Source organism: Haloarcula marina (assembly GCF_024218775.1).
Classification (GTDB): Archaea; Halobacteriota; Halobacteria; order Halobacteriales; family Haloarculaceae; genus Haloarcula; species Haloarcula marina.
Genome location: NZ_CP100404.1, coordinates 2,249,389 through 2,270,715, shown reverse-complemented (window position 1 = coordinate 2,270,715; position 21,327 = coordinate 2,249,389). Strand labels below are relative to the sequence as shown.

Sequence of the window (21,327 nt, the reverse complement as noted above, 5' to 3'; positions counted from 1 at the left end):
TCACCGACCGCCGTCGACCTCCTCCGGTGGCCGAAGGTGTTCTTGGCCCCATTCGGCCATCGCGGTGATGACGGGTTCCAGCGACGCACCGCGTTCGGTCAGCGAGTACTCCACGCGAAAGGGCTGCTCGCTGATGACCGCGCGGTCCACCAGTCCCTTCTCCTGTAAGTCTTCGAGGCTGTCCGAGAGTACTTTCGAGGAGATGCCGTCGACGCTCGACTTCAGGTCGTTGAACCCCGACGGGCCGTCGGTAAGCAGGCGATGGACGATGACCGGATGCCACTTCTTGCCGATGAGACTCGCCGTCGTCGTAATCGGACACCAGTCCTTCCCGGCACACCAGACTTCCAACCGTTCGCCGCCGTCGCTCATATCGCACTGTTCGCGCTCGGGCGACAAAAAGTCACGTCTCGTAACTAACTCACCTGTGGTAACTATAGCGGTACTGAACAGTTAGGTAACTCCCGAGTGACACCTTCGGTATGGACGACCCGTTCGTCGTCGTCGGCGGCGACGCCGCCGGACTCAGCGCGGCCAGCAAGTATCGGCGCGAGAACCCCGACGGTGACGTACTCGTTTTCGAGAGGGGCAAGTGGGTGTCGTACGCGCACTGCGGGACGCCGTACTACGTGAAAGGCGAGGTGGACCGCCTGACCGACCTCCTCTCGCTGTCGCCGGAAGAGGCCGCCGAGCGCGGCATCGACCTCCGACGCGAACACGAAGTGGTCGCCGTCGACACCGACGCACAGGCCGTGACTGTCGACGGCAACGGCGAGCAGTTCGAACAGTCATACAGTGACCTCCTCGTCGCTACCGGCGCGCAGGCCGTCACGGACCCGATTCCGGGGAGCGACCGAGCGATGGCCTTTACTATGCACGGCCTCGACTCGGCGGCGGCGGTCCGGGCGGCGCTGGCCGACCCGGACGAACCGGCCGTCGACACGTCCATCGAGTACGTCGATGCCGAACTCGTCGAGCGGTACGCCGACCGCGACCCGCCGGACCGAGTCGCCGTCGTCGGCGGCGGCTACGTCGGCATCGAGATGGCCGAGGCGTTCCGCGCGCACGGACTGGAGACACACGTCTTCCAGCGGGGGCCGCACCTCCTCCCGCAGTTCGGAGACGCCGTCTGTGAACGGGTGGCCGAGCACTTGCGTGAACAAGGCGTGACGGTCCACCTGAACACCGCGGTCACCGAACTCGCGGGCGGCGACAGCGTCGCGGCCGTCGTCCACGAGGAGGGACGCGTGCCGGTGGACCTCGCGCTGGTCGGCATCGGCATCGCACCGAACACCGACCTCCTCGACGGGACGCCGGTCGAACTCGGCGAGTCCGGAGCGGTCGCCGTCGACGAGTACGGGCAGACGAACGTCGACACCGTCTACGCCGCCGGAGACTGCTCGGAAGACCGTCACGCCGTCACCGGTGCGTCAACGTGGGTCCCCCTCGGACTGACCGCGAACCGGGCCGGACGGGCCATCGGACAGACGGTGGCCGGTCGACCGGAACCGGTCGGCGACGTGGCCGGAACGGCCGTCGTCAAGGCGTTCGAGTTGGAGTGTGGGCGCGCCGGACTGGTCCACGAGGAGCGGGCCAGCGACGCGGGATTCGACCCCGTCTCGGTGTCTATCGACGCCGGGTCGCGGTCCGGGTACTACCCCGGCGGCGACGAGACGACGGTGACGCTGACCGCCGACCGACCGACGGGGAGAGTCCTTGGCGGGTCCATCGTCGGGCGGGACCGGGCGGCCATCCGCATCGACACGCTGGCGACGGCACTCGAATCGGACCTCACGGTCGCGGAACTCGAACGACTCGACTTGGCGTACGCGCCGCCGTTCAGCCCCGTGTGGGACCCGATTCTCGTCGCCGCGAAGGTACTCCGTGGGAAACTGGAATCTTAGCGGTTCCCGCTAGCTAACGCGCGTGACGCGGGCGAGCCGCGGAGCCGCCACATCGCCAGGGTCCCGACGGCGGGGCCGACGGCGAGTGGGAGAAACGCCCACTGCCACCCGACGCGGGCGGCCACCACCGGGAGCAACTGGATAGAGCCGATGGTGAGCAGGAATCCGACGGCCGTCTGGAGGGTCAGCGCCGTCCCGACGTAGCGCTCCTCCGCGAGTTCGGTCACGCAGGCCGAGAACTGTGCGGAGTCGGCGACGATGGTGAACCCCCAGACGGCGAGGAACGGAACCAGCACGAAAAGCGGCGCGTCGAAGACGACGCCAGCCAGTACGGAGAAACTGCCGCTGACGACCATGCTGGCGCTCGTGACCGTGGTCCGGCCCCAGTCGTCGGCGAGGACGCCCGCAACGAGCGCGCCCAGACTCCCGATACCGATAGTGCCGAACGCGAGCAACGCGGCGACCGTCGGCGTCGCGAGTGCTCCCTCACGGGCGGCGAAACTCGCGGCGAGGTAGACGGGAATCCACGTCCACACCGCGTACAGTTCCCACATGTGGCCGAAGTAGCCCAGGTTCGCCAGCATCGTGGCCCGGTCGGTGAGGATACGCCTGACTGCGCCGGGGTCGAACGGTGCGGCCGGTGACTGATACGGGCCGGGGCGCGCGCCGAGGACGAGGAGGCCGCCCACCGTCGCCAGTCCGGCGGCCACGAGCAGGACGAACTGCGGGCGTCCGACGCCGCCGACGGCCCGCACGAGGTGCGGCAGTGCCGACCCGAGGGTGAGCGCGCCGACCAGCGACCCGATGGCGAGGCCGCGCCGTCCCCGGAACCATCCGGCGACGAGTTTCATCCCCGGCGGGTAGACGCCAGCGAGGGTGACACCCGTGAGAAACCGGAGCGCGATGGCCGGACCGGCGCTGTCGACGGCGAGGCCGAGTGTCGCGGTGAGCGCCGCGCCCGCGAACGCCGAGGCGGCGAACAGATAGCGCGTGGGAACGGCGTCCGACAGGGTCAGCGCCGCGGAGGTCACCGCGCCGACGACGAAGCCTATCTGGACGGCGCTGGTGAGCCACGCCGATTCCGTCGGCGTGAGGCCCCACTGGGCGGTCAGTTCCGGGGCGACGGCCGACGCGCTGAACCACAGCGACATCGCCAGCAGTTCGGCGAGGCCGACCAGTGCCAGCATCCGCCAGCGACCGGCGCGCTGTTGGCCAATCGGTGTGGCTTGCCCGTCGGCGGCCTCTGGGGCCTCGTCGGTGTCAGTCGGCATCGTCGTGTGGAATTCCGCCAGTGCTGTCTCGTCGTCGGCCGTCCACCTCGCTCCGAATGTGATACCGTACCGACGGTTGCGCGCCCGCACTAATCAACGTACGGCAACCTCCTCGTAATCCGGTTACGGCGGTGATACGCCCCACTCTCGTCAGTAAGTGGCAACATCCCTATAAATCCTCACGGCGTGTCGGTATGGATTGCTATGTCATCACAAGAGACGAGCGCGGAAGTGGCGGTACGGGAGGCGTCCGACCGGTTCTACGACGCGCTAGAGCAGATGGCCAACGGGGACCCGGAACCGATGTCGAGCGTCTGGGCACACGACGACAACGTGACGACGATGCATCCCATCGGCGGTCGGGAAATCGGCTGGGAGGAGGTGCGAGGGCCGTGGAGCGCCGTCGCAGAGATGTCCTCGGACGGGGAGGTCACGCGGGCCGACCAGTTCATCCGCGTGTTCGAAGACACCGCGTACGAAATCGCCACCGAAAAGGTGTCGATGACGTTCGCAGGGGAACCAGTCAGTCTCGAGGTCAGAGCGACCAACGTGTATCGGTTGGTGGACGACGAGTGGAAGATAATCCACCACCACACCGACGTCGACGATGAGTTCGTCGCGCTCTTAGAGCAGTCGGCCGGCAACTGAGCGCCAGATAGCTACTTTTCGGTTCGGTGCGGTCACCACGCCGCGTCGAGAACCGCCTCGATGTCTTCGCGCGTCGGGTCGAACTCATCGGGGGCGTTCGCCATGAACGAGTCGGCGAGGACCGCCTCCGCGACGGCGGGGAACTCCTCGCGTGTGGGGCCGTCCACGTCCCGCAGGCGGGTGGGCAGGTCCAGCGCGTCGGCGACCGCGGCCACGCTGTCGACGACGGCGTCGGCGGGGTCCTCGGCGTCGGACACGTCGAACGCTTCTGCCAACAGGTCCCGGCGGCCGTCGACGGCGTCGAACACGCAGTCGAGGGCGTGGGGCGCGACGATGGCGTGGGCCGCGCCCTGCTGGACCGGGTACGTTCGGGTCAGCCCGTGGCCGAAGGCGTGAATCAGCGAGAGCGTCGTCTCACCGGGTCGGGAGATACCGTACTGGACGAGCACGATGCCGCGCGCGAGCGTCCGGTACACGGCGTCGCTCTCCTCGCCGTCGCCGAAGGCCAGCAGACCGTCCCGTAACAGCGAGAGGCCGCGCATCGCCGTGGCGTCGGTCACCGGCGTCGCGTTGCTCGCGTACAGCGTTTCGACGCCTTTGTCGAAGCCGTTCATCGCGGAAGCGGCGAGGACGTTTCGGGGTGTGGTCGCGAGGAGTTCCGGGTCGTAACACACCGCCGTGGGCATCAGTTGCGGGTCGGAGATGCCGCCGCTGGCCGGTTCCCCGACTGGGCACGTCGCCGGGTCGGCGGTGACGCCCGCGACCATCGAGAGGTCGGCCCCGGCGAGCGTCGTCGGGACGGCGAGAATCGGGGGCAGACCGCTCTCCGGAATCGGGAGCGTTCCCGTCTCGACGAACGCCTCGCCGACGGCGTCAGGGTCGCGGTCGGTCGCGACCAGTACGGCGAGCACTTTCGCCACGTCGAGGCTACTACCGCCGCCGACGCTGACGATGGCGTCCGCGTCGTGACGTTCGTAGGCCGCCAGCGCGTCGTAGGCCGTCCCCAATCGTTTTGCGGGTGTCGTCTCGGCGAAGACGCTCGCGAGCGACTCACCGAGGCCGTCTTCGACGGGGTCCATCACCGCAGGCGTCGACCCGACGGTCGACCCGGTGACGACGAGCGCCCGGTCGCAGTCGAGTTCGGCCAGTTCGTCGCCCAGCGCCGCCACGCAGTTCGGGCCGTAACGGAGCGTCGCGGAGTCGTACTCGAACCGGAACGGGGGCGCGTCGTCCGGGAGTTGTCCGGGCATCAGTACCACTCACTCCGCGGGGGCGTTCGGCCCCTCGAACGGCGGGAGTTGCGCTTCGATGGCCTCGCGTTCGTCTTCGAGCCAATCGGGTAGTGTGAGCGATTCGCCGAGTTCCCCGAAGTCCTCGTCGGCGGTGAAGCCAGGCCCCATCGTCGAGATCTCGAAGAGGACGCCCCCGGGTTCGCGGGCGTAGATAGCGTGGAAGTACTTCCGGTCGATTATCTCGCTGGGTTCGAGGCCCTTCTCGATATACGCCTCGCGGTAGGCCGCCTGCTCCTCGGTGCTCTCCGCGCGGAAGGCGACGTGGTGGACCGTGCCGACGCCCATCCGCCCCCGCTCTTGGTCCGTCTCGACCACGTCGAGGACCGACCCGAACCCGCCGCCAGCGCTCCGGTAGCGGTGTCGCCCGTCCTCGGTCGCCTCGTGTTCGTACCCGAGCACGTCGGTGAGAATCTCCGCGGTCGGCCCGACCGACTCGACGGCCAGCGTCACCGAGTAGAACCCTCGTAGCTGATGCTCCTCGGGGACGGGGCCGTCGGGCCACGGCACGGCGTCCGTCTCTGCATCGGCGGCGACGAGTTCCAGTCCGATGCCGTCGGGGTCCTCGAACTGGAGGACCGTCTCGTCGAATCGCTCCGTCCGCTCGACGGTGATTCCGTGGGACTCCAGTCGCTCGGTCCAGTACTCGACGGCGTCCTCGGGGATGAGGTAGGCCGTATGCTGTGTCTGTCCCGCGCCGAATTCGCCCTGTCGTCCGCGGTCGGTCCACGGGAAGAAGGTGATGTTCGTCCCCGGCGTGCCCTCGCCGTCACCGAAGTAGAAGTGGTACGTCCCGGTGTCGTCGTGGTTGACCGTCCGCTTCACGAACCGCAGGCCGAGGACGCCGACGTAGAAGTCGGCGTTACGCTGTGGGTCACCGGCGATTGCAGTCACGTGGTGGAGCCCGGTCGTCTCGGGTGACATGGACACTGATAGGTGGCCGCTCCTTGTGGTCCTTTCCTCACCCGGGTGTCACCCGGGGACGTGAGGGTTACTAGCTCACTCACAGTGAGTAAGCCGTTAACACGTCTGCCCGATTACGTGACGCATGGGCTGTCCCTATCTGGCGTATCGCGAGACGGGCGACGAACAGTCGTTCGACGAGGCCCGCGCCTTCTGCACAGTTGTCGACGAATTCGTCCAGCCGATGCGGGCGGACATCTGTAACGACCGCTACGAACTCGCTCACGAACGGCATTGCGAGATTTACCGCGCGCACGAGGGAACCGGTGAGGAGGGGAGTGCGGACACGTGACCTACGAGGCCTTTCTCGACCGCGCCCCGCTCGTCGTCACCGCCGCGCTGACCGGCGGGGTCCACGGGAAGGAGGCGAACCCCAACGTCCCCGAGACGCCCGAAGAGATAGGCGAGGCCGCCGGGGCCGTCGAAGCGGCCGGTGCGTCTGTCGTTCACCTGCACGCGCGACGGCCGAACGGGGAGCGGAGTTTCGCCACCGAGCGGTTTCAGGAAATCGACGACGCCGTCCGGCGGCACACCGACGACGTAATCATCCAGCACTCGACGGGCGGGACGGGCGCGCCGGACGCTGACCGACACCGCCCGCTCCGGACCGACCCGCCGCCGGAGATGGCGTCGCTCGACATGGGGCCGCTGAACCGGTACGACCACCTCACGAGCGAGAACACGCGCGCCCTCGTCGACTCGCTCCACGCAGAGATGGTCGACCGAGGCATCAAGCCCGAACTGGAGGTGTTCAACGACGGCCACCGCAACGAAGTGTACGGACTGCTGGAGCGTCGTGACCTCGCCGACCCGGTGTACGCGACGCTCATCTTCGGGCCTGGGACGCTCACGCGCCCGCGCCCGGAGAACTTCCTCACCGCCATCTCGGACCTGCCCGTGGGCGCGCAGTTCAACACGCTCGGGTTCGGCCGCCACCAACTCCCGTTCGCGACCATGGGCATTCTCTTCGGCGGCCACGTCCGCGTCGGCCTCGAGGACAACGTCTACTACGACCGCGGGGAACTCGCAGAGAGCAACGCGCAACTCGTCGAACGCGTGGTCCGCGTCGCCGACGAACTCGGTCGTCCCGTCGCGACCACCGACGAGGCCCGCGAGATTCTCGGACTGTCTGAGTGAGGGTGACGCACGAGTCCGGAAGCGGTTACACGGTTCGGGCCGACTAGCGGGCATGGGAACGCTTCGCTGTCGCCGGTGCGGCGAACCACTAGCGACGGGGCTGCTCGCCGGAACCCGTCGAGGTTGCTGTCTCAACGCCACGCCCATCGCTGGCGCGTGCCCGAACCACGGTCCGGTCGGTCCGCACGACGCCGTCGAAGAGTAGCGTCGCTAGACGGTCGGCGTCGAAAGAAGTTGTGTGTCGATTACGCGACGAGGCTCGCGGCGGCGATGAAGGACCAGCGAGTCCCGCTGCTGGCCTCACTCTGTTTCGCTGCCGCTTTCGTCTCATTTCGTGGGTGTTTCCAGTTCATGGTAGCTACCTCTTCGCCCTCCAACGGGATAAACTATACGAAAACTGATATATTGTCGTGGTTGTTTATGGACAACTTTGCAGTCATGATTAGTCGTTTCGGTCGCTCTATCCCACAAATATTCACTCACGATGGGAACAACGGTGGTAAAAATATGCGGAAACTGATGCTTGCGCTCTATGTCCGATAGCAGGACGCTGGGTACACATACTTTCCATCGGTAGCCGCGTCAAGCCCCCAGATACAGTATTTACACCGCGCCTGCACCCGCACACGAGTAGCGGTTTGACAACCGGAAACGGCGAGCGTATCACTCCGGAAACCGTCGGTCAGCCCCACGGATGGTGCCGCATTTCGAGACGGGGATGGGAACCAGTGCCGTCGCGCCCGCCTCAACATGATAACATTTGGCAAGATAGTACTATATCCCTTGGTCTATTAGCCGGTACTATCCATGAAGAAGCAAGAACTCATTCACCTGCACAGTCTCCTCGCACAAGTACAGCACCACTACGAGGCCGAAGCCGAGACCTCGGTCGAACACGACGAGTACGCGACACTCGGTGTCAAACCGACATCCATCCACAAGTCCAAGACAGATCACAAAGACGCCGTCTTCGCCCTCGCCGACGGACTCACGTCCGATATGGTCGCCGAGAGCGACGAACCGCTGACGCTCACCGCCGACTGAGGCCGCCGCTTCGATTTCTCGCCGTCACTCTCTCTTCGATAGCCTCAGCAGTCTCTCGACTCCGACGAAACGCACGAACGGTCGGCCGCGTGGTACGCGGTATCGCAACTCTCAGTCCACTTATAGGCTGAGGGGACATATTACAGGTGTGAGCGAAGATACAGGGCGGCGGAACCTCCGCATGCCTACAAGTGACGAGATGTTTGCAGTCGTAACAGAACACCTCGGCGGCAACCACGTCCGCATCCTCTGTGAGGACGGCGTGACCCGCCTCGGGCGCATCCCTGGCCGGATGAAATTCCGGACGTGGATTAACGAGGACGACATCGTGCTGGCCGAACCGTGGGACTGGCAGGACGAGAAGGCCAACATCGAGTGGCGCTACGAGGGGCAGGACGCCGACCAGCTCCGCGCTGAGGGCCACATCGACTCCCTGACTGCCTGATTACCGCATCTTACCGAGCCGTGTAGTTCCCGAGAGACGATTCTTTCTCCCGCGCCGAGTCTGACTGGCCCGTCGAGACACCGGATTCGTCGGCTACCTTGCACCCCATCTGGAGAGCTATTAGCAGTACGTAGCGCCGAGTCAGTGGACTGCCAAAATAACAGGAAAACAACTTATCGACTACAGTATATTTGGTCCGTCTGTTCCAGTGATGTGTTGCGGTTTGCTGTGTGATGTACTCACGTCACGTGTGGGCTATGTGTGGCTTGCACAGGGCGGCCGCGAGACGAGTCATTTATGTATACCCCTCCCATCGGATATGATGCGAAGGTCGCCCCGGGCCGCAACGGACCGGGACGACACGACGCCTCGTGACCTATGCGAGGTGTCTCTCGCAGAAGTCCCTCGCGGGACTTCGAGAGTATGAGGATTCCACCCCTGCGGTCCGCCGTCAAGATGGAATCTGATGTGAGCCCACGGACCCATACAGTAGTCACCATCGACGTAGGAGTCGATGGGTTACGCTTCCGACGGAGTGCAACCACTTCCGCCGCTGACTTAGTCAGCACATTCCGGTTGATCCTGCCGGAGGCCATTGCTATCGGAGTCCGATTTAGCCATGCTAGTCGCACGAATTCAGATTCGTGGCATATAGCTCAGTAACACGTGGCCAAACTACCCTACAGACCGCGATAACCTCGGGAAACTGAGGCCAATAGCGGATACAACTCTCATGCTGGAGTGCCGAGAGTTGGAAACGCTCAGGCGCTGTAGGATGTGGCTGCGGCCGATTAGGTAGATGGTGGGGTAACGGCCCACCATGCCGATAATCGGTACAGGTTGTGACAGCAAGAGCCTGGAGACGGTATCTGAGACAAGATACCGGGCCCTACGGGGCGCAGCAGGCGCGAAACCTTTACACTGCACGCCAGTGCGATAGGGGGACTCCGAGTGCGAGGGCATATAGTCCTCGCTTTTCTGAACCGTAAGGTGGTTCAGGAACAAGGACTGGGCAAGACCGGTGCCAGCCGCCGCGGTAATACCGGCAGTCCGAGTGATGGCCGATTTTATTGGGCCTAAAGCGTCCGTAGCCTGCTGTGTAAGTCCATTGGGAAATCCGCCAGCTCAACTGGCGGGCGTCCGGTGGAAACTACACAGCTTGGGGCCGAGAGACTCGACGGGTACGTCTGGGGTAGGAGTGAAATCCTGTAATCCTAGACGGACCACCAATGGCGAAAGCACGTCGAGAGACCGGACCCGACGGTGAGGGACGAAAGCCAGGGTCTCGAACCGGATTAGATACCCGGGTAGTCCTGGCTGTAAACAATGCTCGCTAGGTATGTCACGCACCATGAGTGCGTGATGTGCCGTAGTGAAGACGATAAGCGAGCCGCCTGGGAAGTACGTCCGCAAGGATGAAACTTAAAGGAATTGGCGGGGGAGCACCACAACCGGAGGAGCCTGCGGTTTAATTGGACTCAACGCCGGACATCTCACCGGTCCCGACAACAGTAACGACAGTCAGTTTGACGAACTTACTCGAGCTGTTGAGAGGAGGTGCATGGCCGCCGTCAGCTCGTACCGTGAGGCGTCCTGTTAAGTCAGGCAACGAGCGAGACCCGCATCCGTAGTTGCCAGCAATACCCACGTGGTAGTTGGGTACACTACGGAGACTGCCGCTGCTAAAGCGGAGGAAGGAACGGGCAACGGTAGGTCAGTATGCCCCGAATGGACCGGGCAACACGCGGGCTACAATGGCCACGACAGTGGGATGCTACGCCGAGAGGCGGCGCTAATCTCCAAACGTGGTCGTAGTTCGGATTGCGGGCTGAAACTCGCCCGCATGAAGCTGGATTCGGTAGTAATCGCGTGTCAGAAGCGCGCGGTGAATACGTCCCTGCTCCTTGCACACACCGCCCGTCAAAGCACCCGAGTGGGGTCCGGATGAGGCCTGGATACCCAGGTCAAATCTGGGCTCCGCAAGGGGGCTTAAGTCGTAACAAGGTAGCCGTAGAGGAATCTGCGGCTGGATCACCTCCTACAGACCGGGATCGAGGCTCTGCCTCGACCCACCTTACACTGGTGGCTTTTGCCACCCGCACTGTCAGAGCGTACGCTGACCACTGTATGGGCCCTTGGGCTCACAAGACCGCTCCGAGACGGAATCCCCTCACGGGGATGTCGGGTGCAACTCCCGACGGGTCCGTATCTCGCACTCATGCCTTCGGGTATGGGTGCGACGACTGATGCACCAACCCGGGTGAAACCGCGGCTGGGAAGGGTCGATTCGCCTACCATCTACCACCTTGGGGGCGAGTATGAAACCGTGTGTACGTGCGATCCAGGCGTCCACTGGACTCGTTCAGTTTAACGAGTCACAACGACGTTGGCTACTATGCCAGCTGGTGGATAGCTCGGCTCGAGAGCTGAAGAAGGACGTGCCAAGCTGCGATAAGCCTGAGGGAGCCGCACGGAGGCTAAGAACTCAGGATTTCCGAATGAGAATCTCCTCAGCAATTGCTTCGCGCAATGAGGAACCCCGAGAACTGAAACATCTCAGTATCGGGAGGAAAAGAAAACGCAACGTGATGTCGTCAGTAACCGCGAGTGAACGCGATACAGCCCAAACCGAAGGTTTCACGACCAATGTGGTGTTTGGACTGACTCTCATCGCTTGACCGTCTTCATGAAATCCCTTGGAACAGGGTATGAAACAGGGTGACAATCCCGTAATGAAGGCCAGTACGGCGTGCGTCAGTTCCGGAGTAGCGGGGGTTGGAAATCCCTCGCGAACAACGCAGGCATCGACTGCGAAGGCTAAACACTCCTCGAGACCGATAGTGCACAAGTAGTGTGAACGAACGCTGCAAAGTACCCTCAGAAGGGAGGTGAAATAGAGCTTGAACTCAGTTGGCGATGGAGCGACGGGGCACACAAGGTCCCCTGAGAAATGACATATCTGCGAAGATACAGTAAGACTCACGGGAAGCCGGTGTTCCGTCGTACGTTTTGAAAAACGAGCCAGGGAGTGTGTCTGTATGGCAAGTCTAACCCGAGCATCGGGGGAGGCACAGGGAAACCGACATGGCCGCAGCCTCACGGCGAGGGCCGCCGTCTTCAAGGGCGGGGAGCCAGACGGACACGACCCGAATCCGGACGATCTACGCATGGACAAGGCGAAGCGTGCCGAAAGGCACGTGGAGGCCTGTTAGAGTTGGTGTCCTACAATACCCTCTCGTGATCTATGTGTAGGGGTGAAAGGCCCATCGAGTCCGGCAACAGCTGGTTCCAACCGAAACATGTCGAAGCATGACCTTCACCGAGGTAGTTCGTGGGGTAGAGCGACCGATTGGTGTGACCGCCTCCGAGAGGAGTCGGCACACCTGTCAAACTCCAAACCTACGAACGCCGTTGACGTGAGGATTCCGGTGTGCGGGGTAAGCCTGTGCACCAGGAGGGGAACAACCCAGAGGTAGGTTAAGGTCCCCAAGTGTGGATTAAGTGTAATCCTCTGAAGGTGGTCTCGAGCCCTAGACAGCCGGGAGGTGAGCTTAGAAGCAGCTACCCTCTAAGAAAAGCGTAACAGCTTACCGGCCGAGGTTTGAGGCGCCCAAAATGATCGGGACTCAAATCCACCACCGAGACCCACCCGCACCTGTCACAAGGTGACCGAGTAGGTTGGCGCTCTATTTGGATGGAAGCAGGGGCGAGAGCTCCTGTGGACCGAATAGTGACGAAAATCCTGGCCATAGTAGCAGCGATAGTCGGGTGAGAACCCCGACGGCCTAATGGATAAGGGTTCCTCAGCACTGCTGATCAGCTGAGGGTTAGCCGGTCCTAAGTCATACCGTAACTCGACTATGACGACATGGGAAACGGGTTAATATTCCCGTGCCATTATGCATTGAAAGTCGACGCCCTGGGGTCGATCACGCCGGGCTTTCGCCCGGTCGAATCGTCAAACTCCGTGGAAGCCATAACGGCAAGAAGCGGACGAACGGCGAGATAGGGAAACGTGATTCAACCTGGGGCCCGTGAAAAGACGAGCATAATGTCCGTACCGAGAACCGACACAGGTGTCCATGGCGGCGAAAGCCAAGGCCTGTCGGGAGCAACCGACGTTAGGGAATTCGGCAAGTTAGTCCCGTAAGTTCGCGATAAGGGATGCCTGCTCCGGAACGGAGCAGGTCGCAGTGACTCGGAAGCTCGGACTGTCTAGTAACAACATAGGTGACCGCAAATCCGCAAGGACTCGTACGGTCACTGAATCCTGCCCAGTGCGGGTATCTGAACACCTCTTACAAGAGGACGAAGGACCCGTCAACGGCGGGGGTAACTATGACCCTCTTAAGGTAGCGTAGTACCTTGCCGCATCAGTAGCGGCTTGCATGAATGGATTAACCAGAGCTTCACTGTCCCAACGTTGGGCCCGGTGAACTGTACATTCCAGTGCGGAGTCTGGAGACACCCAGGGGGAAGCGAAGACCCTATGGAGCTTTACTGCAGGCTGTCGCTGAGACGTGGTCGCCGATGTGCAGCATAGGTAGGAGGCATTACACAGGTACCCGCGCTAGCGGGCCACCGAGCCATCAGTGAAATACTACCCGTCGGTGACTGCGACTCTCACTCCGGGAGGAGGACACCGGTAGCCGGGCAGTTTGACTGGGGCGGTACGCGCTCGAAAAGATATCGAGCGCGCCCTAAGGCTATCTCAGCCGGGACAGAGACCCGGCGAAGAGTGCAAGAGCAAAAGATAGCTTGACAGTGTTCTTCCTAACGAGGAACGCTGACGCGAAAGCGTGGTCTAGCGAACCAATTAGCCTGCTTGATGCGGGCAATTGATGACAGAAAAGCTACCCTAGGGATAACAGAGTCGTCACTCGCAAGAGCACATATCGACCGAGTGGCTTGCTACCTCGATGTCGGTTCCCTCCATCCTGCCCGTGCAGAAGCGGGCAAGGGTGAGGTTGTTCGCCTATTAAAGGAGGTCGTGAGCTGGGTTTAGACCGTCGTGAGACAGGTCGGCTGCTATCTACTGGGTGTGTTATGGTGTCTGACGAGAACGATCGTATAGTACGAGAGGAACTACGATTGGTGGCCACTGGTGTACCGGTTGTCCGAGAGGGCAATGCCGGGCAGCCACGCCACACGGGGTAAGAGCTGAACGCATCTAAGCTCGAAACCCACTTGGAAAAGAGACACCGTTGAGGTCCCGCGTAGAAGACGCGGTAGATAGACTCGGGGTGTAAGCACTGAGGTAACGAAGTGTTGAGCCCGCGAGCACTAACAGACCAAAGCCATCATTCATACGCACTGTGACTCGATTCACCGACGATTACTCGTCGACTGAACGAGTCCAGGCGCAAACTGGATCGCACGTACGAATTCATCGACTGACCGAGTTGGAGCATCACGGTTCGACTCCGTGACTCGGCGTTAGGCGGCCATAGCGGCGGGGTTGCCTCCCGTACCCATCCCGAACACGGAAGATAAGCCCGCCAGCGTTCCAGTAAGTACTGGAGTGCGCGAGCCTCTGGGAACGTTGGTTCGCCGCCACCATTCATACCTATTCATTCGAGGCCCGTGAGAGTAATCGCTCTCGCGGGCTTTTTGCATATATGACGAGCGGCCGCGCTGGGGGAAGGCTTTCACTCACCGGTATCGACCGAAAGGTATGGTGCGCCACGACACCGACGCGTACGGAACCGTCTTTCACGTTCCCGAGAGCGGCCGGGAGTACGCAGAACGAGCGTTCAGGAACGTGGCGAATCTACTCGACGACGAGACACTCGATAGTGACATCACCGTGGTCTGCAACGGCGGCGGCGCCGGGCACGTTTTAGCGTCGGCTGTCACGGCAGGGACGGTCGAAACACTGGTTGCTGAGGATGTCGACGTGTGCGTGTGCCGTAACTCGCTCGACGCGGCGGACATCGATACGTCGATGCTGGTGGACGGTGTCCGAGTGGTACCGACAGCGATGGGTGAACTCACTCGCCGACAGTCGAAGGGAGACGCGTATATTCGACCCTAACGCTGTCAGTTCTGGATGAGGTTCAGAATGCGTTGGTAGATGGTGTCGAAGTCGTCGTCGGCCCGCGACCGGGGGCGTTCGATGTCGACGTCGATGATTTCGCGGACGTGACCCGGTTCCTTGCCCATGACGACGACGCGGTCGGCGAGTTTGACGGCTTCGTCCACGTCGTGAGTGACGAAGAGGATGGTCTTGCCCGTCTCGGTCCAGATGTCCAGCAGTTCGTCTTGGAGCATCTTCTTGGTCTGTGCGTCGACGGCACCGAACGGTTCGTCCATGAGGAGGAGTCCGGGGTCCATAGCGAGCGCGCGGGCGAGGGCCGTTCGTTGCTTCATGCCGCCCGAGAGGTCGCGCGGGTAGGTGTCTTCGAACCCGCCGAGGCCGACGAGGTCGACGAGCGACTGGACCCGACGAGTGCGCTCGTCCTTCTCGACGCCCTGCGTTTCGAGACCGAAGCCGACGTTTTCGGCGACGGTGAGCCACGGGAACAGGTGGTACTCCTGGAAGACGAGACCGAGGTCGGGACCGGGTCCGTCGACGGAGTCGCCGTCGAGGAACACGGTGCCGCTGGTCGGGTCCTCCAGTCCGGCGATGATGCGGAATAGGGTGGTCTTGCCACACCCGGAGGGGCCGACGATACAGACGAACTCCCCGGCGGTAACGTCGAAGGAGACACCGTCCAGCGCTCGGACGAGGCCGTTGGTCCCGTCGTACTGCTTGCCGATGCCGTGGATACGGACGCGCGGCGTCGCTGTGTCGGCGTTCGGTTCGTCGTCGTTCATCGCCACGCGAGGGCCCTCCGTTGGAACGCGCGGAACGCGACGTCTACGAGCAGGAACATCAGGCTCAACACGAGGATGTAGGTGATGACTACGTCGACCTGCAAGTTGTTCGAGGCGCGAAGGATGCGGCGGCCGATACCGGGAACGCCGAAAATCTCCGAGGCGACGACGAGCATCCAGCAGCGGCCGATACCGGTTCGGACGCCGGTAGTAATCTCGGGGAGCGACGCGGGAACTACGACGGAGCGGATGAGTTCGAAGTCGCCTTGCACGCCGAGGCTCCGGGCCACGTCGAGAAGGTCCTCCGAGACTCCTTCGACGCCGCCGTACGTCGCGTAAAAGTTGATCCAGAACGCCCCGATGGCGATGATGAACGCGGCCCCGGCGTGATTGATGCCGAACCACGCGATAGCGAAGCCGATGAGCGCCAATGGCGGGACGGGCCGAAGGACGCGGACGACCGGCGAGGAGATGTCGTCGACGAGGGGACTCCACCCGAGCGCGATGCCCGCTGCGATTCCCAGTCCGGTGCCGACGACGGCGCCGGGGACCCAGTGGAGAATGCTGTTGCCGAGGGCGGTGAGCATCCCGCCGCCCGTGGCTTCGCCGTAGAACGTCGTCGCCACAGTGAACGGTGACGGGAGGACGTAGGGCGCCTGCGTCAGCGACGCGAGCCACCACAGGAGGACGAACGCGGCGATGCCGAGGAGTCCGCGGGCCGCGCCCCGGGCGTCGATATCGGCCGCCGCGCCGACGAGTGACTCGTCGGACCGGTCGACTTCTTCGGTAACGTCGATAGCCATTGTTGTGGGTGTGTTCGTGTGGGGTCTATAGGCTGTCGTAAACGCCGTAGTCGAATATCTCGTCGAGCGATAGCGCCTGCTCTATCTGTCCGTTCTGGGCGGCGAACTCCGAGAATATCTGCGTGCCGTTCTCGATTTCGCTTGGGTCGGTGACGAACGTCGAGAGGGGACCCTGCAACGCCGAGAGCGCTTGGTCGGCGGGCATCCCGATACCGGACTCGACGATGTCGGCGGTCGGTTCGGGATTGTTCTGGATGAACTCCGTCGCGCGGACGTGCTGTTCGAGGAACTGTGCGGCGACGTCCGTGCCGCGAATCTCGTCGCTCATGAGCGTCACGGCGGCGGGTTGGCCCGGCATGATTTCGCTCGCGAGTCGGAACGTGGAGACGGGGACGTCCGCCTGTGAGACGCGAGTCGGGACCGGTTCCATGATGGAGGAACCGTCGACTTCCCCGTTGGCGATGGCCTGCCAGACGGCGTTGGCACCGTTGATTTCGATGATGTCGACCGCCGAGGTGTCGACGTTCTGTTCGCTGAGCCAGTAGCGCAGGAGCACGTCGGGCACGGACCCCTGCGGGAAGGTTCCGAACCGGAACTTCTGTCCCTTCTGCTCTTCCCAGACGGCGAAGGCGTCGGAACCGTGTTCTTCCCACAGCGCCTGCAGGTCGTCGTGGGCGAGGATAGCCATCGGCTCTTTGATGTTCGCGGCGGTGACTTTGGCGGGAATCCCTCGGTCGATGACGATCATCGACGGGACGATGCCGAACATCGCCACGTCGAGTTCGCCGCCGCCGTAGGCTTGGACGATGGCGGGGCCGTCCGTGAACTCGTTGCCCTCTATCGTCGCGTCGATTTCCTCCAGATAGCCCTCGGACTCCATCACGAAGTACTGGAGGTCGGGGAAGATTGGCATGTACGCGACGGAGAGCGAGTCGGCACCGCTCGCACCGAGGCATCCGGTGAGGCCGAATGTAGCGGCCGCGCCGGTTCCAGCGAGATACGCACGCCGAGAGAGTGTCGGTCGTTCGGTCATAGGTACCCGTACTAACGTCCTGAGGACCTTAGGGAGCGAGGCGGCGTCAAAATCGTCGCACAACTGAGACACCGATATCGGTGGAATTCGACCTTCTCTGGGCCTCTCGTTCCTTTCGATACTGTTCTGAACACCGGCGGTCGTCACAGACGACGGGGAAATATGCCGGTTTTGGGTGACGAGGTCAGCGCTCGACGCCGACCGTTCCACGGATGTCGGCGGCGGACCGACCGATTTCGACGGTGTACGTGCCAGAGTCGACGGTCCAACCCGACGCCGAATCGTACCGCGAGAACGCGAGTTCGTCGAGTGTGAGCGTGACAGTTCGGGATTCGCCGGGTGAAAGCGGCACCGACGCGAATCCTCCGAGTTCGCGGACCGGACGGTCGACCGGTGCGTCTTCGGGGGGTCGCACGTACGCTTGGACGACTTCACGGCCCGGACGCTCGCCGACGTTCTCGACGCGGATGGAGACTGTCCCGTCGTCGACTCGCGGGTCGCCGTACTCGAACGCCGCGTACGAATGACCGTGACCGAAGGAGTAGGTCGGGTCGGCGTCGGCCGAGTCGAAGTGACGATAGCCGACGAACACACCTTCGTCGTAGCGGGCCACGTCGTCGACGCCGGGGAACCGCCGTTCGTCGGTGGTCGGGTACGTCTCTTCGGGAGCGAACGTGACGGGGAGGCGACCGGCGGGGTCACGGTCACCGTAGAGGACGCTCGCCAGCGCGTCGCCGTCGGCCTGTCCGGGATACCACTGCTCGACGACGGCGGCCACGTCGTCGCGCCACGGCGTCTCGACGGGGCCACCCGTTCGGAGGACGACGACGGTCCGGTCGTTGGCGGCGGCGACGGCCTCGACGAGTTCGTCCTGTCGCCCCGGTAGCGAGAGCGAATCCCGGTCCCGGGCCTCGGTCGTCGCGTCGCGGACGAGGACGACGGCCACCTCCGCCTCGGCGGCCGCGTCGACGGCCGCGTCGAGTGACGGGTCGGTGTCGGGACCCGGGGACTCGGTATCCTCGCGGCCGCCCTCGACGAAGGGGAGGAGGTCGAACAGAGAGACGGACTCGATTTCCTCGACACCCCGGGCAACGGTCACGGACCCGTCGGCGCGTGCTTCGAAGCCGTCGACGGGACTGACAGCGTGGATGGGCGTCGTCTCGGAGGACCCGCCGCCACCGAGTTTCGGTTCGTAGACGTGCGGGCCGACGAGGGCAACGTCCGCGTCGTCGGCAAGCGGGAGGACGCCGTCGTTGTCGAGCAGGACCGTGCCGCGGGCGGCGACTCGTTCGGCCACGTCGCGGTGGCGCTCGCTGTCGAGTTCCCCGGTGCGCTCGGCGTCGTTGAACAGGCCGATACGGGCCATCTGCCCGAGGACCCGCCTGGCCATGTCGTCGAGTCGCTCGGGCGGGACCGACCCGTCGTCGATGGCCGCGCCAAGCGGTTCGCCGAACAGGCCCGCGTGGGTCGCGTCCGGGATGCCGTCGGGCCACTCGAACTCCCCCTCGTCGGGTTCGACCGGGATGCCGGGCATCTCTACGTCCAACCCGGCGTTGGCCGCGCCGACGGTAGTCTCCAAACCGTACCAGTCGGAGACGACGTAGCCACCGAAGCCCCACTCGTCTTTCAGCACGTCGCCGACGAGTCGCTCGTGGTCGCTCATGTGCGTCCCGTTCACCCGGTTGTAGGCCGTCATCACCGACCCGACGCCCGCCTCCACGGCGGCGCGGAACGGCGGGAGATAGAGTTCGCGGAGGGTTCGCTCGTCCACGTCGGCACTGACAGTCGTGCGGTGTGTCTCCTGATTGTTCGCGACGAAGTGTTTCACCGTCGCAACCACGTCCTCGGACTGGATGCCCTCCACGAGCGAGCGGCTGATGTCCGCCGCGAGAACGGGGTCTTCCGAGAGGTACTCGAAGTTCCGACCGCAGTGAGGCACGCGGATGATATTGACACCGGGGGCCAACAGCGAGTACTGTCCGTGGGCGGTGGCTTCGCGGGCCATCGCCGCGGCTTGTTCACGTGCGAGTCCGGGGTCGAACGTCGCCGCAGTCGCGAGCGAGGCGGGAAAGGCCGTCGCGCGCTTGCCCTCCGCACGGACGCCGAGGGGGCCGTCGACCATCCGGAACGGGGGGACGCCGACCCGTTCGACGCCGGGTAGATAGCCCGTCGCGGTGCCCTCGGGGTCCACCGCCCCATGAACGAGCGATAGCTTCTCCGCGCGGGTCAGTTCGGCGAGAATCCCGTCGATATCGGGCGTTGTCGGTGCCATCTGATACTCCGTGGTCGAACGGACCCGGTAAAGAGGTTCTGACCCCGACAAGTTGCGACATAACCGCTATGTGTCTCCGCGGGGAGATGACTGTATGACTGGCGAGAGGCTTCCCGCCGAGACGAGCGTGGGCCGGGTCGGACTGACGGTGAACGACCGCGCGGCCGTCGCCGCGTTCTACGAGGACGTGGTCGGACTCACGGTTCAGGACCGCTCGGCCGACACGGTAGTTCTCGGGGACGGCGAGACGCCGCTGTTGGAACTTCGCGAAGACCCGTCGGCACCGGAGCGCCCGCGGAACGCCGCGGGCCTGTTCCACACGGCCGTTCGGGTCCCAGACCGAAGTGCGCTGGGCGATGCCCTCGACCGAATCGAGTCCGACTGGCGACTCTCCGGGGCGTCGGACCATCTCGTCAGCGAAGCGCTGTACTGTCGAGACCCGGAAGGCAACGGCGTCGAAGTGTACCGCGACCGGCCGCGGGCAGAGTGGAGCGAGACGTCCGACGGAGGCGTCGAGATGGCGACGGAACCGATGGACATGGAGGGCGTTCGCGCCGCGGCGGGCGGCGAGTCGACGGCACCGGTGGGGACCGATATCGGCCACGTCCACCTCGAAGTCACGTCGCTCGACGCCGCACGCGCCTTCTACGCCGACGCGCTGGGGATGAACGTTCGGACGAACTACGAGGGGGCGCTGTTCCTCGCCGCTGGCGACTATCACCATCACGTCGGTGTGAACGTCTGGAACCGCCGGAGCGCGCCCGCGAGCGGTCGCGGCCTCGCGTGGTTCGAACTCTGCCTGCCGGACGAGAAGGCGCGTACCGCCGCCCGTGACCGACTCGCCGACGCCGGGTACGAGGTGCGAAGGCACGACGACGGCGTCTCGGTGAGTGACGACGACGGCATCACGCTTCGACTCCGGACGTGAGTTCGGACTTGGTGTGCCATTTTCTGACACGCGCTACTGAAAAGGATTGACCGGGTATGCCGTGTATGGCGACCGGAGACAGCAGCGACAGAGCGCAGGGGACAGACATCGAGACACCGGAGGCCGGACGATGAGCGGTCCGCATCAGGACCAGCAACTGCTGACAGCGGGGACCGACCTCGGGGAGGCGGAAGCGGCGATGGTGCTGGTCCACGGCCGCGGGGCGACGGCCCGGAGCATCGTTCAGATGGGTCGCGAGGTCCACCGCGACGGGGTGGCGCTGCTCGCGCCACAGGCCGCCCGGAACACGTGGTATCCCAACTCGTTCCTCGCGCCGGTCGAGCAGAACGAACCCGGCCGAACGTCGGGCCTACAGGCCGTCGAAGACGCCGTCGAGACGGCGACCGACGCCGGGATTCCGCTGTCGAAAGTCATCCTCCTCGGGTTCTCGCAAGGAGCCTGTCTCGCCAGCGAGTACGTCGCGCGCAACCCCGGCCGCTACGGCGGACTGGTGGCGCTCTCCGGGGGTCTCATCGGCGAGTCTATCGACCGGAGCGAGTACGAGGGGGACCTCGACGGGACGCCGGTGTTCGTCGGGTGTAGCGACGTCGACCCGCACATCCCGCTGGAGCGAGTGAAGGAGACGACGGCCGTCTTCGAACAGTTGCACGCGGACGTCGACGAACGCATCTACGAGGGGATGGGCCACGGGGTCAACGAGGACGAACTCGACGCGGTCGGGGCGCTCGTCGAACGCGTCCTCGAAAAGTGAGG

18 protein-coding genes and 3 rRNA genes are annotated in these 21,327 nt (G+C 63.9%); 13 read left to right on the top strand and 8 right to left on the bottom strand.

Annotated features, from left to right (window positions below; genetic code table 11):
- Complete coding sequence (locus NJQ44_RS11895) at positions 1-372, bottom strand: winged helix-turn-helix transcriptional regulator (protein ID WP_254271565.1); 372 nt, start codon at positions 370-372, stop codon at positions 1-3.
- A 110-nt stretch (positions 373-482) separates the two neighbouring features.
- Here NJQ44_RS11895 and NJQ44_RS11890 point away from each other — a divergent pair, with 110 nt between their 5' ends.
- Positions 483-1,904: an FAD-dependent oxidoreductase gene (locus NJQ44_RS11890; protein ID WP_254271564.1), complete on the top strand. Its 1,422-nt coding sequence runs from the start codon at positions 483-485 to the stop codon at positions 1,902-1,904.
- Here NJQ44_RS11890 and NJQ44_RS11885 read toward each other — a convergent pair.
- A complete protein-coding gene (locus NJQ44_RS11885) occupies positions 1,901-3,091 on the bottom strand; it encodes an MFS transporter (protein ID WP_348533084.1) in 1,191 nt (396 codons plus the stop codon). The genes NJQ44_RS11890 and NJQ44_RS11885 overlap by 4 nt on opposite strands.
- 288 nt (positions 3,092-3,379) lie before the next feature.
- Here NJQ44_RS11885 and NJQ44_RS11880 point away from each other — a divergent pair, with 288 nt between their 5' ends.
- A complete protein-coding gene (locus NJQ44_RS11880) occupies positions 3,380-3,823 on the top strand; it encodes a YybH family protein (protein WP_254271562.1) in 444 nt (147 codons plus the stop codon).
- Between the two features lie 32 nt (positions 3,824-3,855).
- Here NJQ44_RS11880 and NJQ44_RS11875 read toward each other — a convergent pair whose 3' ends face one another.
- Together NJQ44_RS11875 and NJQ44_RS11870 are read right to left on the bottom strand one after the other, a co-directional pair.
- Positions 3,856-5,073: an iron-containing alcohol dehydrogenase family protein gene (locus tag NJQ44_RS11875; RefSeq protein ID WP_254271561.1), complete on the bottom strand. Its 1,218-nt coding sequence runs from the start codon at positions 5,071-5,073 to the stop codon at positions 3,856-3,858.
- 9 nt (positions 5,074-5,082) lie between these two features.
- The gene (locus tag NJQ44_RS11870; RefSeq protein WP_254271560.1) at positions 5,083-6,036 is read right to left on the bottom strand and encodes a ring-cleaving dioxygenase; all 954 of its coding nucleotides are present in this window, start codon (positions 6,034-6,036) and stop codon (positions 5,083-5,085) included.
- Between the two features lie 124 nt (positions 6,037-6,160).
- Here NJQ44_RS11870 and NJQ44_RS11865 point away from each other — a divergent pair, with 124 nt between their 5' ends.
- The 9 genes from NJQ44_RS11865 to NJQ44_RS11825 all read left to right on the top strand — a co-directional run bounded on the left by NJQ44_RS11865 (position 6,161) and on the right by NJQ44_RS11825 (position 14,735).
- On the top strand, positions 6,161-6,367 hold the full coding sequence (locus tag NJQ44_RS11865) for a hypothetical protein (protein WP_254271559.1): 207 nt from the start codon (positions 6,161-6,163) through the stop codon (positions 6,365-6,367).
- Positions 6,364-7,212: a beta-keto acid cleavage family enzyme gene (locus NJQ44_RS11860; protein ID WP_254271558.1), complete on the top strand. Its 849-nt coding sequence runs from the start codon at positions 6,364-6,366 to the stop codon at positions 7,210-7,212. Before NJQ44_RS11865 ends, NJQ44_RS11860 begins: the two co-directional genes overlap by 4 nt.
- Positions 7,213-7,264: 52 nt before the next feature.
- Positions 7,265-7,417: a hypothetical protein gene (locus NJQ44_RS11855; protein ID WP_254271557.1), complete on the top strand. Its 153-nt coding sequence runs from the start codon at positions 7,265-7,267 to the stop codon at positions 7,415-7,417.
- 602 nt (positions 7,418-8,019) lie between these two features.
- Positions 8,020-8,256 (top strand): UPF0058 family protein, encoded by a 237-nt coding sequence (locus tag NJQ44_RS11850; RefSeq protein WP_254271556.1) that lies wholly within the window; start codon positions 8,020-8,022, stop codon positions 8,254-8,256.
- Positions 8,257-8,404: 148 nt separating this feature from the next.
- Positions 8,405-8,701: a translation initiation factor eIF-1A gene (locus NJQ44_RS11845; RefSeq protein ID WP_256557158.1), complete on the top strand. Its 297-nt coding sequence runs from the start codon at positions 8,405-8,407 to the stop codon at positions 8,699-8,701.
- Positions 8,702-9,270: 569 nt separating this feature from the next.
- A 16S ribosomal RNA gene (locus NJQ44_RS11840) occupies positions 9,271-10,741 on the top strand.
- 340 nt (positions 10,742-11,081) lie between these two features.
- Positions 11,082-14,008, top strand: a 23S ribosomal RNA gene (locus tag NJQ44_RS11835).
- Positions 14,009-14,137: 129 nt separating this feature from the next.
- Positions 14,138-14,260 (top strand): 5S ribosomal RNA (rrf, locus tag NJQ44_RS11830).
- The 16S, 23S and 5S rRNA genes sit together here, the layout of an rRNA operon.
- Positions 14,261-14,375: 115 nt before the next feature.
- On the top strand, positions 14,376-14,735 hold the full coding sequence (locus NJQ44_RS11825) for a DsrE family protein (RefSeq protein WP_254271555.1): 360 nt from the start codon (positions 14,376-14,378) through the stop codon (positions 14,733-14,735).
- A 5-nt stretch (positions 14,736-14,740) separates the two neighbouring features.
- Here the strand turns inward: NJQ44_RS11825 and NJQ44_RS11820 are convergent, their stop codons facing one another.
- The 4 genes from NJQ44_RS11820 to NJQ44_RS11805 form a co-directional block, all read right to left on the bottom strand.
- The gene (locus NJQ44_RS11820; RefSeq protein WP_254271554.1) at positions 14,741-15,517 is read right to left on the bottom strand and encodes an ABC transporter ATP-binding protein; all 777 of its coding nucleotides are present in this window, start codon (positions 15,515-15,517) and stop codon (positions 14,741-14,743) included.
- On the bottom strand, positions 15,514-16,320 hold the full coding sequence (locus NJQ44_RS11815) for an ABC transporter permease (protein ID WP_254271553.1): 807 nt from the start codon (positions 16,318-16,320) through the stop codon (positions 15,514-15,516). Before NJQ44_RS11815 ends, NJQ44_RS11820 begins: the two co-directional genes overlap by 4 nt.
- A gap of 25 nt (positions 16,321-16,345) precedes the next feature.
- The gene (locus NJQ44_RS11810) at positions 16,346-17,353 is read right to left on the bottom strand and encodes an ABC transporter substrate-binding protein (RefSeq protein ID WP_254271552.1); all 1,008 of its coding nucleotides are present in this window, start codon (positions 17,351-17,353) and stop codon (positions 16,346-16,348) included.
- A 184-nt stretch (positions 17,354-17,537) separates the two neighbouring features.
- Positions 17,538-19,625 carry a beta-glucosidase family protein gene (locus tag NJQ44_RS11805; RefSeq protein ID WP_254271551.1) on the bottom strand — a complete coding sequence of 696 codons (2,088 nt, stop codon included), beginning with the start codon at positions 19,623-19,625 and terminating at the stop codon, positions 17,538-17,540.
- 94 nt (positions 19,626-19,719) lie between these two features.
- On the opposite strand from NJQ44_RS11805, the gene NJQ44_RS11800 reads away from it, so the two are divergent.
- Positions 19,720-20,553 carry a VOC family protein gene (locus NJQ44_RS11800; RefSeq protein ID WP_254271550.1) on the top strand — a complete coding sequence of 278 codons (834 nt, stop codon included), beginning with the start codon at positions 19,720-19,722 and terminating at the stop codon, positions 20,551-20,553.
- A gap of 130 nt (positions 20,554-20,683) precedes the next feature.
- A complete protein-coding gene (locus NJQ44_RS11795; RefSeq protein WP_254271549.1) occupies positions 20,684-21,325 on the top strand; it encodes an alpha/beta hydrolase in 642 nt (213 codons plus the stop codon).
- Positions 21,326-21,327: the final 2 nt, after the last annotated feature.

Bases quoted from the DNA above. Each gene is read 5' to 3' on its own strand.
- NJQ44_RS11895 (WP_254271565.1), bottom strand. From the start codon at position 372: ATGAGCGACGGCGGCGAACGGTTGGAAGTCTGGTGTGCCGGGAAGGAC.
- NJQ44_RS11890 (WP_254271564.1), top strand. From the start codon at position 483: ATGGACGACCCGTTCGTCGTCGTCGGCGGCGACGCCGCCGGACTCAGC.
- NJQ44_RS11885 (WP_348533084.1), bottom strand. From the start codon at position 3,091: ATGCTGGCACTGGTCGGCCTCGCCGAACTGCTGGCGATGTCGCTGTGG.
- NJQ44_RS11880 (WP_254271562.1), top strand. From the start codon at position 3,380: ATGTCATCACAAGAGACGAGCGCGGAAGTGGCGGTACGGGAGGCGTCC.
- NJQ44_RS11875 (WP_254271561.1), bottom strand. From the start codon at position 5,073: ATGCCCGGACAACTCCCGGACGACGCGCCCCCGTTCCGGTTCGAGTAC.
- NJQ44_RS11870 (WP_254271560.1), bottom strand. From the start codon at position 6,036: ATGTCACCCGAGACGACCGGGCTCCACCACGTGACTGCAATCGCCGGT.
- NJQ44_RS11865 (WP_254271559.1), top strand. From the start codon at position 6,161: ATGGGCTGTCCCTATCTGGCGTATCGCGAGACGGGCGACGAACAGTCG.
- NJQ44_RS11855 (WP_254271557.1), top strand. From the start codon at position 7,265: ATGGGAACGCTTCGCTGTCGCCGGTGCGGCGAACCACTAGCGACGGGG.
- NJQ44_RS11850 (WP_254271556.1), top strand. From the start codon at position 8,020: ATGAAGAAGCAAGAACTCATTCACCTGCACAGTCTCCTCGCACAAGTA.
- NJQ44_RS11825 (WP_254271555.1), top strand. From the start codon at position 14,376: ATGGTGCGCCACGACACCGACGCGTACGGAACCGTCTTTCACGTTCCC.
- NJQ44_RS11820 (WP_254271554.1), bottom strand. From the start codon at position 15,517: ATGAACGACGACGAACCGAACGCCGACACAGCGACGCCGCGCGTCCGT.
- NJQ44_RS11815 (WP_254271553.1), bottom strand. From the start codon at position 16,320: ATGGCTATCGACGTTACCGAAGAAGTCGACCGGTCCGACGAGTCACTC.
- NJQ44_RS11810 (WP_254271552.1), bottom strand. From the start codon at position 17,353: ATGACCGAACGACCGACACTCTCTCGGCGTGCGTATCTCGCTGGAACC.
- NJQ44_RS11805 (WP_254271551.1), bottom strand. From the start codon at position 19,625: ATGGCACCGACAACGCCCGATATCGACGGGATTCTCGCCGAACTGACC.
- NJQ44_RS11800 (WP_254271550.1), top strand. From the start codon at position 19,720: ATGACTGGCGAGAGGCTTCCCGCCGAGACGAGCGTGGGCCGGGTCGGA.
- NJQ44_RS11795 (WP_254271549.1), top strand. From the start codon at position 20,684: ATGAGCGGTCCGCATCAGGACCAGCAACTGCTGACAGCGGGGACCGAC.